Source organism: Enterobacter sp. MGH 38, from assembly GCF_000492855.1.
Lineage (GTDB): Bacteria > Pseudomonadota > Gammaproteobacteria > Enterobacterales > Enterobacteriaceae > Enterobacter > Enterobacter hormaechei_C.
On the sequence record NZ_KI535607.1, the window covers coordinates 359,873 to 375,409 of the forward strand.

General features: G+C 58.6%; 13 protein-coding genes. 6 read left to right on the top strand and 7 right to left on the bottom strand.

The window, feature by feature from the left end; genetic code table 11:
• Window positions 1–229: 229 nt before the first annotated feature.
• The 6 genes from L384_RS19170 to L384_RS19145 all read left to right on the top strand — a co-directional run bounded on the left by L384_RS19170 (window position 230) and on the right by L384_RS19145 (window position 6,147).
• Entirely contained in the window at window positions 230–961 is a 732-nt protein-coding gene (locus L384_RS19170; protein WP_023314798.1) for a MurR/RpiR family transcriptional regulator, read from the top strand.
• Window positions 962–1,077: 116 nt separating this feature from the next.
• Window positions 1,078–2,511 (top strand): 6-phospho-beta-glucosidase BglA, encoded by a 1,434-nt coding sequence (bglA, locus tag L384_RS19165; protein WP_003863430.1) that lies wholly within the window; start codon window positions 1,078–1,080, stop codon window positions 2,509–2,511.
• A 124-nt stretch (window positions 2,512–2,635) separates the two neighbouring features.
• Window positions 2,636–2,995, top strand: a complete 360-nt coding sequence (locus L384_RS19160; RefSeq protein WP_003863427.1) for a hypothetical protein — start codon at window positions 2,636–2,638, stop codon at window positions 2,993–2,995.
• Between the two features lie 48 nt (window positions 2,996–3,043).
• Complete coding sequence (locus L384_RS19155; RefSeq protein WP_023323712.1) at window positions 3,044–5,053, top strand: protein-disulfide reductase DsbD family protein; 2,010 nt, start codon at window positions 3,044–3,046, stop codon at window positions 5,051–5,053.
• Window position 5,054: 1 nt separating this feature from the next.
• Entirely contained in the window at window positions 5,055–5,657 is a 603-nt protein-coding gene (locus tag L384_RS19150) for a DsbA family protein (RefSeq protein WP_023323713.1), read from the top strand.
• The gene (locus tag L384_RS19145) at window positions 5,647–6,147 is read left to right on the top strand and encodes a protein disulfide oxidoreductase (protein WP_032627945.1); all 501 of its coding nucleotides are present in this window, start codon (window positions 5,647–5,649) and stop codon (window positions 6,145–6,147) included. Before L384_RS19150 ends, L384_RS19145 begins: the two co-directional genes overlap by 11 nt.
• A gap of 2 nt (window positions 6,148–6,149) precedes the next feature.
• Here L384_RS19145 and L384_RS19140 read toward each other — a convergent pair whose 3' ends face one another.
• From L384_RS19140 to pepP, 7 genes are all read right to left on the bottom strand, one after another.
• The gene (locus tag L384_RS19140) at window positions 6,150–6,893 is read right to left on the bottom strand and encodes an SDR family oxidoreductase (RefSeq protein ID WP_023323715.1); all 744 of its coding nucleotides are present in this window, start codon (window positions 6,891–6,893) and stop codon (window positions 6,150–6,152) included.
• A gap of 70 nt (window positions 6,894–6,963) precedes the next feature.
• Window positions 6,964–9,837, bottom strand: a complete 2,874-nt coding sequence (gcvP, locus tag L384_RS19135; protein ID WP_023323716.1) for an aminomethyl-transferring glycine dehydrogenase — start codon at window positions 9,835–9,837, stop codon at window positions 6,964–6,966.
• Window positions 9,838–9,905: 68 nt separating this feature from the next.
• Window positions 9,906–10,295, bottom strand: coding sequence for a glycine cleavage system protein GcvH (gene gcvH / locus L384_RS19130; RefSeq protein ID WP_006811885.1), 390 nt, complete (start codon window positions 10,293–10,295; stop codon window positions 9,906–9,908).
• A gap of 23 nt (window positions 10,296–10,318) precedes the next feature.
• Window positions 10,319–11,413 (bottom strand): glycine cleavage system aminomethyltransferase GcvT, encoded by a 1,095-nt coding sequence (gene gcvT, locus L384_RS19125; protein WP_003860107.1) that lies wholly within the window; start codon window positions 11,411–11,413, stop codon window positions 10,319–10,321.
• 397 nt (window positions 11,414–11,810) lie between these two features.
• Entirely contained in the window at window positions 11,811–13,013 is a 1,203-nt protein-coding gene (ubiI, locus tag L384_RS19120) for an FAD-dependent 2-octaprenylphenol hydroxylase (protein ID WP_023323717.1), read from the bottom strand.
• Between the two features lie 12 nt (window positions 13,014–13,025).
• The gene (gene ubiH, locus L384_RS19115; RefSeq protein WP_003860103.1) at window positions 13,026–14,204 is read right to left on the bottom strand and encodes a 2-octaprenyl-6-methoxyphenyl hydroxylase; all 1,179 of its coding nucleotides are present in this window, start codon (window positions 14,202–14,204) and stop codon (window positions 13,026–13,028) included.
• Window positions 14,201–15,514 (bottom strand): Xaa-Pro aminopeptidase, encoded by a 1,314-nt coding sequence (gene pepP / locus L384_RS19110; RefSeq protein ID WP_086527952.1) that lies wholly within the window; start codon window positions 15,512–15,514, stop codon window positions 14,201–14,203. Before pepP ends, ubiH begins: the two co-directional genes overlap by 4 nt.
• Window positions 15,515–15,537 lie beyond the last annotated feature (23 nt).

Sequence of the window (15,537 nt, forward strand, 5' to 3'; positions counted from 1 at the left end):
CCAGTCTATGCTAACTGAGAATGATTCCAGTGAACACCTGTTAGCTAAAATAAATCTATAATCAAGATTTATCCTTATAAATCAGTGTAATGAAAAATAAATCCACCGCACAGGTGTAAATGATTTCATTAACACCTGAGTAATCAAGGAGATAAATCCGTCTCCCGCCCTTCGTCATCATGGTATGCTTCAGGAATAGTGTCCGACAGCGAGTTTAGCCATTGTGAGTATGTTCAGCCATTCCGCCATTGCCAGCCTCAACAATCTGGAAATGATGGTCTACAACTATGTCATTAAGAACCGCGATAAAGTGATGTACATGACCATCCGCGAGCTGGCGGATGCTGCTGGGGTCTCCACTACCACTATCCTGCGCTTCTGCCGCAAGCTCAACTGCGATGGTTACTCGGAATTTCGGGTGCGCTTTAAACTCTATCTGGAGCAGAACGAGCCGCAGCAGGCGAATTTTGGTGCCAGTGAAATTATCAGCTTCTTTAAAAGCGTAAATAACGAAGAGTTTGATGCGCTATTAGATAAAGCCGTCGATATTATTTTATCATCTGAACGAATTATTTTTGTCGGTGCGGGCACCTCCGGATCGCTGGCAAAATATGGCGCACGTTTCTTTTCAAATATCGGCAAATTCAGTAACCATATCGACGATCCTTATTTCCCGGTCACTAACGACATGGCTAAAAATGCGCTGGCCATTGTACTCTCCGTCTCCGGCGAAACCGAGGAGATCCTGCGCTTCGCCAGCCAGTTCAGCCTGCACCACTGCAAGGTGCTCTCCGTCACCAGCCATGAACATTCTCGTCTCGCAAAGCTGGCGGACTTTAACCTCTCCTGGCATGTCCCGCAAACGCGTATTGGCGGCGTTTACGATATCACCACGCAAATTCCCGTCATCTATATTCTGGAATCATTAGGCCGAAAACTGGCGAAGAAATTAACAGAATAAAACATCTTGTTTTTTTGATGTGACAAATTACAATTTCCACAAATTGTTATATCGTGACATTTAATTCCGCTTTGCTAGACTCGAAATCAATAAGTCCTGAATTGAGAATAGCAAAGATGAAAAAACTCACCTTACCGAAAGATTTTTTATGGGGCGGCGCGGTGGCGGCGCACCAGGTTGAAGGCGGCTGGAACAAAGGCGGCAAAGGGCCAAGCATCTGCGACGTGCTAACCGGCGGCGCACACGGCGTTCCGCGTGAAATCACGCAGGAAGTGATTGAAGGCAAATATTACCCGAACCACGAAGCCGTCGACTTCTATGGCCATTACAAAGAAGACATTAAGCTGTTTGCCGAGATGGGCTTCAAATGTTTCCGTACCTCCATCGCCTGGACGCGCATCTTCCCGAAAGGCGACGAAACTCAGCCAAACGAAGAGGGGCTGAAGTTTTACGACGACATGTTCGATGAACTGCTGAAGTACAACATCGAGCCGGTGATCACCCTCTCCCACTTTGAAATGCCGCTGCATCTCGTTCAGGAATATGGCGGATGGACCAACCGTAAAGTGGTCGATTTCTTTGTGCGCTTCTCGGAAGTGGTATTTGAGCGCTACAAAAATAAGGTCAAATACTGGATGACCTTCAACGAAATCAACAACCAGCGCAACTGGCGTGCGCCGCTGTTCGGCTACTGCTGCTCTGGCGTGGTCTATACCGAGCACGACAACCCGGAAGAGACCATGTACCAGGTGCTGCACCACCAGTTCGTGGCCAGCGCGCTGGCGGTGAAAGCCGCACGCCGCATTAACCCGGAGATGAAAGTCGGCTGCATGCTGGCGATGGTGGCGCTCTATCCTTACTCCTGCAAGCCAGAGGACGTCATGTTTGCTCAGGAATCCATGCGCGAGCGCTACGTCTTTACCGACGTGCAGCTGCGCGGCTACTACCCGTCTTACGTGCTGAACGAGTGGGAGCGCCGTGGGTTCTCCATCAGGATGGAAGCGGGCGACGAGCAGATCCTGCGTGAGGGCACCTGCGACTACTTAGGCTTCAGCTACTACATGACCAACGCGGTCAAAGCGGAAGGCGGCACCGGTGACGCCATTTCCGGCTTCGAGGGCAGCGTGCCGAACCCACACGTCAAGGCGTCCGACTGGGGCTGGCAGATTGATCCGGTAGGCCTGCGCTATTCGCTGTGCGAACTGTACGAACGTTATCAGAAGCCGCTGTTTATCGTCGAAAATGGTTTCGGCGCCTACGACAAGGTGGAAGAGGACGGCAGCATCAACGATGACTATCGCATCGACTACCTGCGCGCCCACGTGGAAGAGATGATGAAGGCGGTGACCTGGGATGGGGTGGATCTGATGGGCTACACGCCGTGGGGCTGCATCGACTGCGTCTCCTTCACCACCGGCCAGTACAGTAAGCGCTACGGCTTTATCTACGTCAACAAGCACGACGACGGTACCGGTGACATGTCCCGCTCCCGTAAGAAGAGCTTTGAGTGGTATAAAACCGTGATTGCCAGCAACGGCGAAACGCTGTAATGGCTCGCCCTCTCTGCAAGCGGAGAGGGCAAACCGCTTATCTTCCAGACACTTCTTTACAGCTTTTGCGTTGCCAAAATATGTTCGCCCGATAATATAGGCGTCCTGAATATTTGAGGCGAACATGATCAAGCGACAACGCAACGCTATCCTGCTTGTAGCCCTGGCCTGCCTGGTGGTGCTGATATGCACCGCCCAGCGGATGGCCGGGATGCACGCGCTTGTCATGAACGTCACCGCCACGAGCCAGTCTGTCCAGCAGGGGCAGGAGAGTACCGACGCACCGGTAACCCCGTGTGAGCTTAGCGCCAAGTCGCTGATGTCGGTCCCGCCTGTTTTGTTTGAAGGCGCCCTGATTGCCGTCACCCTGCTGCTGGCGTTGCTGGCAGCCAGCCCGCCGCGCCGCGAACGGCAGTGGCCTCCCCGCGTTATCTCCCCGCCCCGGTTAAGGGTGCATCTGCGATTATGCGTCTTCCGTGAATGAGCCTTCGCCTGTTACTTCAGGTTAATTCATCATTTACGGAGATAATTTATGTTTACTGTATTCAGGCGACTGCTGGTCTGCCTGCTTTGGCTATGGCTGCCCCTCAGCCAGGCTGCCGACAGCGGCTGGCTGCGCGCCGCCGATAATCAGCACGCCAGCGTCAGGCTGCGTGCGCAACCCGAAAGCACTGGCGAAACCCGCCTGCTGCTGGACGTCGCCCTGCAAAAAGGCTGGAAAACCTACTGGCGCTCGCCGGGCGAAGGGGGCGTCGCACCCGCGATTAAATGGCATCAGCCCGTCGAGGCGAACTGGCGCTGGCCTGTGCCGCAGCGTTTCGACGTCGCGGGTATCACCACGCAGGGCTATCACGGCGATGTCAGCTTTCCCATCACCCTGCGGGGCGACGTCCCGAAGATCCTGAGCGGCGTGCTTACGCTCTCCACCTGTAGCAACGTCTGTATTCTTACCGACTACCCGTTTTCACTGAACATGACCGCATCCGCAGGCGCCGGTTTTGATTACGATTTCAGTCGGGCCATGGGCACCCTTCCGCTCAGCGGCGGGTTGACCTCAACGCTTAACGCCACCTATGCCCCCGGCAAGCTGACCGTAACGGCGCAGCGTGACGCAGGCTGGCAGGCGCCGTCCCTGTTTATCGACGGTATGGATGATGTTGATTTCGGCAAACCGGCCTTCACCGTGCGCGGTGATTCGCTGGTCGCCACCGTGCCCGTGACGGACAGCTGGGGCGAGGCCGCGCCCAACCTCAGCGGCAAAACCCTGTCGCTGGTTCTGGCCGATAGCGGGCAGGCGCAGGAGTCCAGCCTGAGCATTCAGCCGGGGAACGCCGCGCCGACGCTCTCGTTAGGCTGGGTGCTGCTGATGGCGCTGGCGGGCGGTCTGATCCTTAACGTCATGCCCTGCGTACTGCCCGTGCTGGCCATGAAGCTGGGCACGCTGATGCAAACCGAACGGCAGGCGCGGGGTCAGGTACGCCGACAGTTTCTTGCGTCGGTAGCCGGGATCGTGATCTCGTTCCTCGCGCTGGCGCTGATGATGACGGTTTTACGCTTAGGCAATCAGGCGCTCGGCTGGGGGATCCAGTTCCAGAACCCGTGGTTTATTGGTGCGATGGCGATGGTGATGGTGCTTTTCAGCGCCAGCCTGCTGGGGTTGCTTGAAATCCGTCTCCCTTCCGGCGCCAGCACCTTCCTCGCCACGCGCGGCGGTAACGGGCTTGCGGGTCATTTCTGGCAAGGCGCGTTAGCCACGCTGCTGGCGACACCCTGCACCGCGCCGTTCCTGGGTACGGCGGTTTCGGTCGCGCTGGCGGCGCCGCTTCCCCTGCTGTGGGGGATCTTCCTGGCGATGGGTATCGGCATGAGCCTGCCGTGGCTGCAGGTGGCGGCCTGGCCGGGGCTGGCCCAGCGGTTGCCGCGTCCGGGACGCTGGATGAACGTCGTACGCGTAGTGCTGGGGATAATGATGCTCGGCTCATCGCTGTGGCTGCTGAGCCTGCTGACGGTGCACATTGGCAGCCTGCCCGTCATCACGCTGGGCGTGCTCCTGATCCTTACGCTGCTGCTGGTCACCGCCTGGCGCTACCGCTGGCAAACGGCACTGCGCGCCGGGGTATTAGCTGTAGTGGTGGCCGGAGCAGTCGCGTTTGTATCCGGCTCCGGCGGCGAGGGTTCCCGCCGCGATCGTATCCACTGGCAACCGCTCAGCGAGCAGGCCATTGCCCGCGCGCTGGCGGAGAACAAACGGGTGTTCGTCGACGTGACCGCCGACTGGTGCGTGACCTGTAAAGCCAATAAATACAACGTGCTGCTGCGCGACGACGTGCAGGATGCGCTCTCCGCCCCGGACGTTGTCGCCCTGCGCGGCGACTGGAGCCGCCCCTCAGATACCATCAGCCAGTTCTTAACCACGCGCGGCAGCGCCGCCGTGCCGTTTAACCAGATCTACGGACCGGGATTACCGCAGGGCCACGTGCTGCCTGCGTTGTTAAGCCGCGAAGCGGTGCTGAGCACCCTGTCCGATGCAAAAGGAAAATAACATGAGAGCCTTAATAGCCTTACTTCTGCTGTCGTTATCAACGTTCGGTTTCGCCGCACCGTCAGATGACGCTTCCAGCGACCAGCTGGCAAAACTGTTGTTTAACGACCCCAACAGCCCGCGAACCGGCGCGGCATCGCCGAAGCTGACCATCGTCTCCTTCACGGACTACAACTGCCCGTATTGCAAGCAGTTCGACCCAATGCTGGAGAAAATCGTGCAGGAAAATCCCGACGTGCAGCTCATCGTCAAACTGCTGCCGTTTAAGGGACAAAGCTCGGTAAATGCCGCGAAAGCGGCGCTCTCGACGTGGCAGCAGGCGCCGGATAAATTCTGGGCGCTGCATCAGCGGCTGATGATGAAAAAGGGCTATCACGATGACGCCAGCATCGCCGCCGCGAAGGTCAAGACCGGAACGGACGGCATTAAAACGGATGATAAAACCTTGGACAGCCTAAAGATGAACCTCATCCTGGCGCAGGTGCTGAATATTCAGGGTACCCCGGCGACCATTATCGGCGACCAGATGGTGGCGGGCGCAATTCCGTATGACGACCTGGAGGGGCTGGTCAAAGAACAGCTGGCAAACGCCCGTGGCAAGTAAGCTTCCGCGCCTGCTGCGCGAGCTGGGCGTGTGGCTGCTGATTGGCGTAGCCGTGAGCCTGGCGGTGGACTATTTCCGCCAGCCCGCGCTGCCGCAGAATTTCTCCGCGACGGCACTGCACACCCTCGACGGTCAGCCCGTCGATCTTATCGCCATGAGTAAGGAGCGACCGCTGCTGGTCTACGTCTGGGCGACATGGTGCGGCGTTTGCCGCTACACCACGCCGTCGGTGGCGGCGCTTGCCGCGGACGGGGGGAACGTGATGTCGGTTGCGCTGCGCTCGGGCGATAACGCGACGCTCGAAACATGGATGAGGAAGAAGAAGGCGATGATGCCCACGGTCAACGACGCCATCGGAGAACTGGCGCGTGAGTGGGACGTTAAGGTGACGCCAACGCTGGTGGTGATCTCTCACGGTGAGGTGAAGTCGATCACCACCGGCTGGACCAGCGGCTGGGGAATGCGCCTGCGGCTGTGGCTGGCGTCTTAGCGTTACTTCCCGCCAGCCAGCTCCAGGAAGCTACCGGTAACATAGGAGGCTTTGTCGCTCAGCAGCCAGGCAATGGCCTGGGCGACCTCCTCCGGCTGACCGCCACGCTGCATCGGTAACATCGACTTCACCCGATCCACACGCCCCGGCTCGCCGCCGGAGGCGTGAATATCGGTATAAATCAGGCCTGGCCGCACGCCGTTAACGCGAATGCCCTGCGCCGCTACCTCCAGCGCGAGGCCGGTAGTCAGGGAATCCACCGCCCCTTTGGAGGCGGCATAGTCCACATATTCCCCCGGCGCGCCCAGCCGTGATGCCGCCGAGGAGACATTCACAATCGCGCCGCCCTTGCCGCCGTGTTTATGCGACATGCGTTTCACCGCTTCACGGCAGCAGAGAAAATAGCCGGTGACGTTGGTAGCCAGCACGCGGTTAATACGTTCAGCGGAGAGGTTTTCAATGGTGGATTGTTCAAACAAAATTCCGGCGTTGTTCACCAGTGCGGCGAGCGGCTCACCTTCGCGATCGAGGCTGTCGAACATCGCCATCACCTGCGCCTCATCGCTGATGTCCGCGCGCACGGCAAAGGCTTTACCGCCCGCGTCCACGATCTGATTAATGACTTCTGTCGCGGCTTTGATGTTGTGATGAAAATTCACCGCAACGGTGTAGCCTTCGCTTGCCAGCTGTAGCGCGGTGGCTTTACCAATACCCCGGCTGGCGCCGGTGACCAGTGCAATTGCCATTCTTTTCTCCCAATAAAAAAGCCGGGTAGCGGCTTCGCTTTACCCGGCCTACGTTACTACAGGAACAACGTTACTGGTATTCGCTCATCGGTACGCAGGAGCAGAACAGGTTACGGTCGCCGTAAACATCATCAAGACGTTTCACGGTTGGCCAGTATTTGTTTACCACACCTGCCGGGAAGACAGCCAGTTCGCGGGTATAACCGTGGTTCCACTCTGCCACCAGTTCGTTCTGGGTATGCGGCGCGTTAACCAGCGGGTTATCTTCCAGCGTCCACTCCCCGCCTTTCACGCGGTCGATTTCGCTGCGGATCGCCAGCATGGCGTTGATAAAGCGATCCAGTTCCACCTTGCTTTCAGACTCGGTCGGCTCAACCATCAGCGTTCCCGCAACCGGGAAGGACATGGTTGGCGCGTGGAATCCGTAGTCGATCAGGCGCTTGGCAATATCCAGCTCGCTGATGCCCGTCTCTTCTTTCAGAGGACGAATATCGAGGATGCATTCGTGCGCCACGCGACCGTCGCGGCCGGTATAGAGCACCGGATAGGCGTCCTTCAGACGCGTTGCGATGTAGTTGGCGTTAAGGATCGCTACCTGGCTGGCCTGCTTCAGCCCTTCCGCGCCCATCATGCGGATATACATCCAGCTGATTGGCAGGATAGAGGCGCTGCCGAACGGTGCCGCGGAGACCGCGCCCTGACGGGTCAGCATGCCTTCAATCTGCACCACGCTGTGGCCCGGCACAAACGGTGCCAGGTGCGCTTTCACGCCGATTGGGCCCATCCCCGGGCCGCCACCGCCGTGCGGAATGCAGAAGGTTTTGTGCAGGTTCAGGTGCGACACATCCGCGCCAATAAAGCCCGGAGAGGTGATGCCCACCTGGGCGTTCATGTTTGCGCCGTCGAGGTAAACCTGGCCGCCGAACTGATGCACCACTTCACACACTTCACGGATAGTTTCTTCGTACACGCCATGGGTGGATGGGTAGGTCACCATGATGCAGGAGAGTTTGTCGCCCGCCTGCTCGGCTTTGGCGCGCAGGTCGGCCAGATCGATGTTGCCGTTTTTGTCGCACGCCACAACCACCACTTCCATTCCTGCCATCTGGGCAGAAGCCGGGTTGGTACCGTGGGCAGAGCTTGGGATCAGGCAGATATCACGGTGGCCTTCGTTGCGGCTTTCGTGATAGTGACGGATTGCCAGCAGACCGGCGTATTCACCCTGCGCGCCGGAGTTCGGCTGCATGCAGAGCGCGTCATAACCGGTCAGCTTCACCAGCCAGTCGGAGAGCTGGTTGATCATCATGTGATACCCTTCCGCCTGCTCAGCCGGGCAGAACGGGTGCAGCTCAGAGAATTCAGGCCAAGTAATTGGGATCATCTCAGCCGCGGCGTTCAGCTTCATGGTGCAGGAGCCCAGCGGGATCATCGCCTGGTTCAGCGCCAGATCTTTACGTTCCAGAGAGTGCATGTAACGCATCATCTCGGTTTCGCTGTGATAGCGGTTGAACACCGGGTGAGTCAGGATCGCGTCGTCGCGCAGCATGCTTTCCTGAATGGAGCGGCTGTCGAGCGCAACCTCTTTGTCGAGCGTATCAACATCCAGACCGTGTGCGTCACCCAGCAATACGTTGAACAGGGTCAGGATATCGTCACGGGTGGTGCTTTCGTCCAGCGTAATGCCGACTGCATTGTGAATGTCGCTGCGCAGGTTGATTTGAGCTGCCTCGGCGCGCGCCAGCACGGCCGCTTTGTCTGCCACCTCGACGCACAGGGTGTCGAAATAGTGTTCATGACGCAGTCTGAGACCTTTCTGTTGCAGACCGCAGGCCAGGATATCGGCCAGACGGTGGATGCGGCTGGCAATGCGCTTCAGGCCAGCCGGACCGTGGAACACCGCGTACAGGCTGGCAATGTTAGCCAGCAGTACCTGCGAGGTACAGATGTTGGAGTTCGCTTTCTCGCGGCGGATATGCTGCTCGCGGGTCTGCATCGCCATGCGCAGCGCGGTGTTACCGGCGGCATCTTTCGATACGCCGATAATACGGCCTGGCATGGAGCGTTTAAATTCATCTTTCGCGCCAAAGAACGCCGCGTGCGGGCCGCCGTAGCCCATCGGCACGCCGAAACGCTGGGCTGAGCCGAAGACAATATCCGCGCCCTGTTTACCTGGCGCCGTCAGCAGCACCAGCGCCATAAAATCAGCGGCGACGCTAACAATAACCTTACGGGATTTCAGCTCGGCGATCAGTGCGCCGTAGTCGTGTACTTCCCCGGTGGTGCCCACCTGCTGCAACAGCACGCCGAAGACGTCCTGGTGATCCAGCACTTTTTCAGCGTCGTCGACAATCACCTCAAAGCCGAAGGTTTCCGCACGGGTGCGCACCACGTCCAGCGTCTGGGGATGCACGTCCGCCGCGACGAAGAAACGGTTGGCGTTTTTCAGTTTGCTCACGCGCTTCGCCATCGCCATCGCTTCGGCGGCGGCGGTGGCTTCATCCAGCAGCGAGGCAGAGGCGATATCCATACCGGTCAGATCCAGCGTCACCTGCTGGAAGTTCAGCAGCGCTTCCAGACGGCCCTGGGAGACTTCTGGCTGATATGGGGTATAAGCGGTGTACCAGCCCGGGTTTTCCAGCATGTTACGCAGGATCACCGGCGGTAACTGCACGTTGGTGTAGCCCATGCCAATGTAAGACTTATAGCGCTTGTTAAGGCTGGCGATGGCCTTAAGCTCCGCCAGCGCGGCGAACTCCGTCGTGGACTCGCCTACCTGCGGCGGCGTGGCAAGCTGGATGTCTTTTGGCACGATCTGGCCGATCAGTGCGTTTAATGAATCCGCGCCAACTGTCTTCAGCATCTCCTGCTGTTGCTGAGCATCCGGCCCAATGTGACGTTCAATGAAGGCGCCACGGTTTTCAAGCTGGCTTAAAGTCTGTGTCATGAGCGATGGTTCCTGAAACGTGCAGTGAATGTGTTTTCTCCCTCTCCCCAAGGGGAGAGGGAAATGGCTTATTCGTCTTCCAGTAGTGCTTCGTACGCGGTCGCATCCAGCAGCGCGGCAACCTGCGCTTCGTCGCTGGCTTTGATCTTGAAGATCCAGCCGCCTTCATACGGTTCGCTGTTCACCAGCTCCGGGGAGTCGCTGAGCGCGTCGTTCACGGCAACAATTTCACCGCTTACCGGGGCGTAGATGTCAGAGGCCGCTTTAACGGATTCCGCCACCGCACAGTCATCGCCTGCGCTCACGGTTGCGCCCACTTCCGGCAGGTCAACAAACACCATGTCGCCCAGCAGCTCCTGCGCGTGCTCGGTGATCCCAACGGTGTAAGTGCCGTCCGCCTCTTTGCGCAGCCACTCGTGTTCTTTGCTGTATTTCAGTTCTGCTGGCACATTGCTCATTGAAGTTCTCCTGATAAAAATAGTTAGGCGACCGGCTTACCGGCGCGAACAAAAATCGGTTTGGTCACGTTGACCGGCATTTCGCGGTTGCGGATCTGCACCACCGCCGTTTCGCCAATCCCCGCCGGCACGCGTGCCAGGGCAATACTGTAGCCGAGCGTCGGGGAGAACGTTCCGCTGGTGATCACGCCTTCGCGATGATTGCCATCGGCATCGGTGAAGCGCACCGGCAGCTCGCCGCGCAGCACGCCTTTTTCTTTCATCACCAGGCCTACCAGCTGTTCAGTGCCCTTCTCGCGCTGCATCTCCAGCGCTTCACGACCAATAAAATCACGGTCAGCCGGTTCCCATGCGATGGTCCAGCCCATGTTGGCGGCCAGCGGAGAGACGCCTTCGTCCATCTCCTGACCGTAGAGGTTCATCCCCGCTTCCAGACGCAGAGTATCGCGCGCGCCCAGGCCCGCAGGCTTCACACCTGCCTCCACCAGCGCACGCCAGAAATCAGCGGCCTTCTCGTTTGGCATGGCAATTTCATAGCCCGCTTCACCGGTGTAGCCGGTGGTGGCGATAAACAGATCCCCCGCCTGCACGCCGAAGAATGGCTTCATGCCTTCGGTGGCTTTGCGCTGCTCGTCGCTGAACAGAGACGCGGCTTTCGCCTGGGCGTTTGGCCCCTGTACGGCAATCAGCGACAGATCGTCACGGACAGTGATGTCAATGGCGTAAGGTTCAGCGTGTTGGGAAATCCAGGAGAGGTCTTTTTCGCGGGTGGCGGAGTTTACAACGAGGCGGAAGAAATCTTCGGTGAAGTAGTAGACGATGAGGTCGTCAATCACGCCGCCAGAGGCATTGAGCATACCGGTATAGAGCGCTTTGCCCGGCGTCTTCAGTTTGGCGACGTCGTTTGCCAGCAGATAACGCAAAAACTCCCGGGTGCGGCTACCGCGCAGGTCGACAATCGTCATATGAGACACGTCGAACATACCGGCATCGGTGCGCACCGCGTGGTGCTCATCAATCTGCGAGCCGTAATGCAGCGGCATCATCCAGCCGTGGAAGTCCACCATGCGGGCACCGCATAACACGTGCTGTTCGTACAAAGGAGTCTGTTGAGCCATCTTTTCCTCGTTGAAAAATTCACCGTGAAACCCGGTGTCGGCCTCGCGATCGGGGGCCGACGCAAACGTTCTCTTTTACCTGAACTTACCACCGAAACCGGCGGTTAACCATAAGGTAAAACGGGTCATCACATTAGCTTATGACCAAAAATCGCTGAAAAGCCTACAGAGTTATTCACTGGGAAAATGCGATTAAACCCGCATAAAATTAACATTGATCTAACAGGATTTAGCAGATGCTGATATTTCATGCGGAAAAATGGGCCGAATTTCCGTAACATAAAAATAGTAAGATTAGATTTTCTAATGCGAAAAATGACGTGAAATTAGATTATTTCAAACGAGGAAATTTCCCCGGCGCGCAGGCCGGGAAAATAAAGTGTGACGGGGATCGAGATTAACGTAACCAGTCGGGAAGATCGTTGAGGCCCATTGCCTGACGAAGAAGCTGCGGTTTTACGCCGGGAAGGGTGTCGGCCAGTTTGAGGCCAATATCGCGCAGCAGTTTTTTCGCCGGGTTCGCTCCGGCAAACAGCTCGCGGAAGCCCTGCATACCCGCCAGCATCATAGCCGCACTGTGTTTGCGGCTGCGCTCGTAGCGACGCAGATACAGATGCTGACCAATATCTTTGCCTTCCCGATGCAGGCGACGCAGCTCTTCAACCAGCTCAGCCGCGTCCATAAAGCCGAGGTTCACTCCCTGCCCGGCCAGCGGATGAATGGTATGCGCCGCATCCCCCACCAGCGCCAGACGGTGCGCGGCAAACTGACGCGCGTAGCGACCGGTTAACGGAAACGTCTGGCGTTCGCTTTCAAGCCCGCACAGGCCCAGACGGTTATCAAACGCCACGCATAGCGCCTGACTGAAGGCATCCGGCGTCGTCTCCTGCATCTGCTGCGCTTTCTCCGGCTCTAAGGACCAGACGATGGAGCAGAGATGCGGATCGGCAAGCGGCAGGAAGGCCAGAATGCCGTCATTATGGAAAATCTGGCGCGCCACGCCGCCGTGCGGCTCTTCGGTGCGGATTGTGGCCACCAACGCGTGATGACGGTAATCCCAGAAGGTCAGCGGAATATCCGCTTTGTTACGGAGCCAGGAATTGGCGCCGTCGGCACCCACTACCAGACGCGCAGTCAGCATATCGCCACTTTCAAGAGTGATAAACGCGTCGTTTTCGCCCCACGCCACCTGCTGAAGTTTCGCCGGTGCGATCAGCGTGACGTCGCTGCACTGCTGCGCTTTCTGCCACAGCGCGTGGTGGATCACCGCGTTTTCAATGATATGTCCAAGGTGGCTGTAACCCATGCTTTCATCGTCAAACGCGATACGGCCAAAGCTGTCTTTGTCCCACACTTCCATCCCGTGATAGCAACTGGCACGGAGCGCCACGATTTCAGACCAGACGCCAAGGTGCGTCAGTAGCTTTTCGCTGGCGGCATTGATCGCCGAGACGCGCAGCTCTGGCGGTGCATCCTGCGCCACAGGCTGCGGCGCTTTTTGCTCAAGCACGGCCACGCGCAGGCCGCTGCCCTGTAAACCACAAGCCAGCGCCAGTCCTACCATTCCGCCGCCCACAATGGCGACATCAACATTTTGCACGGTCAATACTCCTTAACGCGCGACCCAACCCAGGGTCCGCTGCGCCAGCACGTCACGTGCCGGAATGAACAGTTCCATCGCCATAAGCCCAAGGTTGCGACCCGCAACCAGCGGTGCCCAGCGATTGGCAAACAGGTGGACTAAACCGTCGGTGACGCCAATGGTCGCCGCTTTGTCCGCCTGGCGTCGTTTCTGGTAATGGCTCAGCACTGAGTAAGCGCCACAATCCTGTTGTTCGCTCCACGTTCGGGCCAGGAGCTCGGCCAGGCTCATCACGTCACGGAGGCCAAGGTTGAAGCCTTGCCCGGCGATGGGGTGTAGCGTCTGCGCGGCGTTGCCGACCAGGGCGACGCGATGGGAGACAGTCTGCGATGCGGTCGTCAGCGCAAGCGGATAGGCCACGCGTTTTCCGGCGTGGGTGATGCGCCCAAGCCGCCAGCCGAAGGCCTTTTGCAGCTCGGAACAAAAACGTTCGTCGGACCAGGAGAGAACCTCATCGGCCCGATCCTGCGCATGGCACCATACCAGCGAGCAGCGCCCGTTCGACATCGGCAGCATGGCCAGCGGGCCGTGCTCCGTGAAGCGCTCAAATGCCCTGCCGTTATGCGCGCCAGCCGTAGAGACATTAGCGATGACCGCCGCCTGTCCATAGGGTTCAGAGCGCCATTCGACGCCGCACTGCGTGGCGATCGCGGAGCGTGAACCATCTGCCGCCACCAGCAGTTGCCCCTCCAGCGTGGTGCCGTTGTCCAGCGTCACGCTGACGGCCTCGTCACGGCGGCTGAAGCTGGCGACGCGCGCCGGACAGTGCAGCGTGACGCCAGGGGCATCCTGTAACAGACGGAACAGCCGCAGCCCCACGTCATGCAGCTCGACGACCTGCCCCAGTGCCTCAATTCGGTAATCGTGGGCATCCAGCGTCACAAACCCGGCGTGGCCGCGATCGCTGACGTGAACGGTGCCGATGGCCGTCGCGCAGTCCGCTATCGCCTGCCAGATGCCAATGCGCGCAAGCTGCTGGCAGGTTCCCTGGGCCAGCGCGATGGCGCGGGCATCGAAGCCGGGATGATCGGCCGCCTGCGGCGCAACCGCCTCAACAAGATGCACCGGAAGCTGGCCTTTGGTTAACTGCGAAATGGCCAGCGCCAGAGTAGCGCCGGTCATGCCTCCGCCAACGATGATCACGCTCATACGCGTGCCGCCGCCATCAGCGCCTCGATGTCGTCGGCTTTTTTCACCACGGTCGCGGTCAGGTTTTCGTTACCGGTTTCGGTGATGACGATGTCATCTTCAATGCGAATGCCGATCCCGCGGTACTGTTCTGGCACGTCGGCATCCGGCGCGATGTACAGCCCAGGCTCAACGGTCAGCACCATGCCTGGCTCCAGCACGCGCGAACGTTCCGGACCGTATGCCCCGACGTCATGCACATCCAGCCCCAGCCAGTGGCTCAGGCCGTGCATAAAGTACGGACGATGGGCGTTTTCGGTTATAAGGGTGTCCACATCGCCTTTCAAAATGCCGAGCTTCACCAGCCCGGTAATCATGATGCGCACCACCTCGCCCGTAACCTCCTGGATGGAGGTGCCAGGGCGGAACAGCGTCAGCGCGGTCTCCAGAGACTCAAGCACGATGTCATAGATTTCACGCTGCGCGGTGGTGAATTTACCGTTCACCGGGAAGGTACGGGTGATGTCGCCCGCGTAACCCTGATATTCACAGCCCGCGTCAATCAGCACCAGATCGCCGTCGCGCAGTTCACTTTCGTTTTCGGTGTAGTGCAGAATGCAGCCGTTTTCACCGCCGCCTACGATGGTGTTATAGGACGGGAAGCGCGCGCCGTGACGGTTAAATTCATGGTGAATTTCGCCTTCAAGCTGGTACTCGAACATACCGGGACGGCACTTTTCCATGGCGCGGGTATGCGCCAGGGCGCTGATTTCGCCCGCGCGGCGCATCACGTTCAGCTCTTCTTCAGACTTAAACAGACGCATCTCATGCACCATCGGACGCCAGTCCGTCAGGGTGGCGGGTGCAGACAAATTCTGACGTGAGCCTTTACGCAGCTTATCCAGCGCGGTGAAGACAATGTCATCCGCATACGCGTATTCGCCCTGCGCGTGATAGAGCACGTCCAGGCCGTTCAGCAGTTGGTAAAGCTGCTGGTTGATTTCGCTGTAGGCCAGCGCACGGTCCACGCCCAGTTTTTCCGGCGCCGCCTCCTGCCCTAAGCGGCGGCCAAACCAGATTTCCGCGGTCAGATCGCGCACGCGGTTAAAAATCACGCTGTGGTTGTGGGTGTCATTGCTTTTAATCAGCACCAGTACCGCTTCCGGCTCGTTAAACCCGGTGAAGTACCAGAAATCACTGCTCTGGCGATAGGGGTATTCGCTGTCGGCGCTGCGCGTCACTTCCGGCGCGGCGAAAATCAGGGCAGCGCTTCCCGGCTGCATTTTTGCCAGCAGCGCCTGACGACGGCGAGAATACTCTTGACTGGAGATAACCATGACACCCTCCTGTGCGT

Excerpts from the sequence above, each read along its gene's own strand:
- L384_RS19170 (WP_023314798.1), top strand. The coding sequence starts at position 230 with ATGTTCAGCCATTCCGCCATTGCCAGCCTCAACAATCTGGAAATGATG.
- bglA (WP_003863430.1), top strand. The coding sequence starts at position 1,078 with ATGAAAAAACTCACCTTACCGAAAGATTTTTTATGGGGCGGCGCGGTG.
- L384_RS19160 (WP_003863427.1), top strand. The coding sequence starts at position 2,636 with ATGATCAAGCGACAACGCAACGCTATCCTGCTTGTAGCCCTGGCCTGC.
- L384_RS19155 (WP_023323712.1), top strand. The coding sequence starts at position 3,044 with ATGTTTACTGTATTCAGGCGACTGCTGGTCTGCCTGCTTTGGCTATGG.
- L384_RS19150 (WP_023323713.1), top strand. The coding sequence starts at position 5,055 with ATGAGAGCCTTAATAGCCTTACTTCTGCTGTCGTTATCAACGTTCGGT.
- L384_RS19140 (WP_023323715.1), bottom strand. The coding sequence starts at position 6,893 with ATGGCAATTGCACTGGTCACCGGCGCCAGCCGGGGTATTGGTAAAGCC.
- gcvP (WP_023323716.1), bottom strand. The coding sequence starts at position 9,837 with ATGACACAGACTTTAAGCCAGCTTGAAAACCGTGGCGCCTTCATTGAA.
- gcvH (WP_006811885.1), bottom strand. The coding sequence starts at position 10,295 with ATGAGCAATGTGCCAGCAGAACTGAAATACAGCAAAGAACACGAGTGG.
- gcvT (WP_003860107.1), bottom strand. The coding sequence starts at position 11,413 with ATGGCTCAACAGACTCCTTTGTACGAACAGCACGTGTTATGCGGTGCC.
- ubiH (WP_003860103.1), bottom strand. The coding sequence starts at position 14,204 with ATGAGCGTGATCATCGTTGGCGGAGGCATGACCGGCGCTACTCTGGCG.